The organism is Cellulomonas sp. GbtcB1 (genome assembly GCF_019091725.1).
Classification (GTDB): Bacteria; Actinomycetota; Actinomycetes; order Actinomycetales; family Cellulomonadaceae; genus Cellulomonas.
Genome location: NZ_JAGXJG010000115.1, coordinates 1 through 1688, shown reverse-complemented (window position 1 = coordinate 1688; position 1688 = coordinate 1). Strand labels below are relative to the sequence as shown.

Annotated in this window: 2 protein-coding genes; both read left to right on the top strand. The window is 78.1% G+C overall.

The features are described 5' to 3' along the window. The first annotated feature begins 7 nt into the window (after positions 1–7). Complete coding sequence (locus tag KVT14_RS19960) at positions 8–1336, top strand: S1C family serine protease (protein ID WP_254631378.1); 1329 nt, start codon at positions 8–10, stop codon at positions 1334–1336. A 60-nt stretch (positions 1337–1396) separates the two neighbouring features. After that, a partial coding sequence (locus tag KVT14_RS19955; protein ID WP_217617257.1) for a twin-arginine translocase TatA/TatE family subunit occupies positions 1397–1688 on the top strand: 292 nt, incomplete at its 3' end.

The following is a 1688-nucleotide window of genomic DNA, read 5'->3' as shown; positions in this document are numbered from 1 at the left end:
CTCCGACTTGTCCCCCGCGCCCGCCGCTCCCTCCGCGTGGGGCGCGCCGTCGCCGTGGGGCGCACCCGCGGGCCCGGGCGGCCCCGCGGGACCCGGCGCCTCCGCACCCGTCCCGCCGTCCCCGCTGCCGGCCGACCCGGCGGCGGCCCCGGCACCCGCCGTGCTGCCCCCGGGCGTCCTGCCGCCCCCGATGCCCGAGCTCGGCGTCCCGGCGCCCCGCCGCGGTCGGCGGCGCCGGCGCGTCCCGCTCGGCGTCGTGGCCGGCCTCGTGGTCGCCGCGTTCGGCGCCGGGCTGCTCGGCGGGGTCGTCGGCGCCCGCATCGAGCGCGACGACGCGCACCTGGCCGACGCCGGCCTGCCCGCCGCTGTCGGCACGGGCGCGGCCGACCGTGCCCCGGACAGCGTCGCCGGCATCGCCGCGACGGTGCTGCCGTCGGTCGTCTCGATCGAGGTGTCGTCCGCGTCGGGCGGTTCGACCGGGTCCGGGCTGGTGCTGCGCCAGGACGGCTACATCCTGACGAACCACCACGTCGTGGCGGGCGCGTCCGGCGCCGGGTCGTCGATCGTGGTGCTGCTCGCCGACGGCTCGCAGCTGCCGGGCACGATCGTCGGCAGCACGGCCGACTACGACCTCGCGGTCGTCAAGGTCGAGGCCGAGGGCCTGACCCCGCTGGTGCTCGGCGACTCCGACGCGGTGCAGGTCGGCGACCCCGTGGTCGCGATCGGCGCCCCCCTCGGCCTCGCGGGCACCGTGACCACCGGCATCGTCAGCGCCCTCAACCGCCCCGTGGCCGCCGGCGACGGCACGGAGGAGACCGCGTTCATCAACGCGATCCAGACCGACGCCGCGATCAACCCCGGCAACTCCGGCGGACCGCTGGTGAACGCGGCGGGGGAGGTCGTCGGGATCAACTCGGCGATCGCCCAGCCGCCGGGCACCTCCGCGACGAGCGGCGGCAGCATCGGGCTCGGGTTCGCCATCCCGTCGAACCAGGCGCGGCGCACCGCCGAGCAGCTGATCGAGACCGGCGTCGCCACCTACCCCGTGATCGGCGTGCTGCTCGACGGGTCCTACACCGGCGAGGGCGTCCAGGTCGCGACCGAACCGCAGGGCGCGCAGCAGCCGGTGACCCCGGGCGGCCCGGCGGACCGCGCGGGCATCCGCGCCGGCGACGTCATCCTCGCGATCGACGGGCGGCCGGTCACGGCGTCCGACGAGCTGGTGGTGGCGATCCGCGCCCGCACGCCCGGCGACGCCGTGTCCCTGCGGGTGCGGGCCGCCGACGGCGCGGAGCGGGACGTGCGCGTCGTGCTCGACGAGTCCGCGCAGGGCTGACCCGGACGGGTGGCCGGGCACCGCTAGGTGGCGCGCCCGCCGGACGGTAGCCTGGGCGACGTGTTCGGGATCAACGGCGGCGAGCTCCTCGTGATCCTGGTCGTGGCCGTCATCGTGATCGGCCCGACGCGGCTGCCGAAGTACGCCGAGCAGCTGGCGCGGCTGACCAAGCAGGCCCGGCACTTCCTCGCGGACGCCCGCGAGCGCGTGGACAGCGAGCTCGGCGACGAGGTCAAGGACATCGACTGGGCCGCGCTCGACCCGCGGCGCTACGACCCCCGCCGGATCGTCCGCGACGCCCTGCTGGACCCTGAGCCCGCCCCCGCCGGCGCCCGGACCGCGGCGGCGGCCG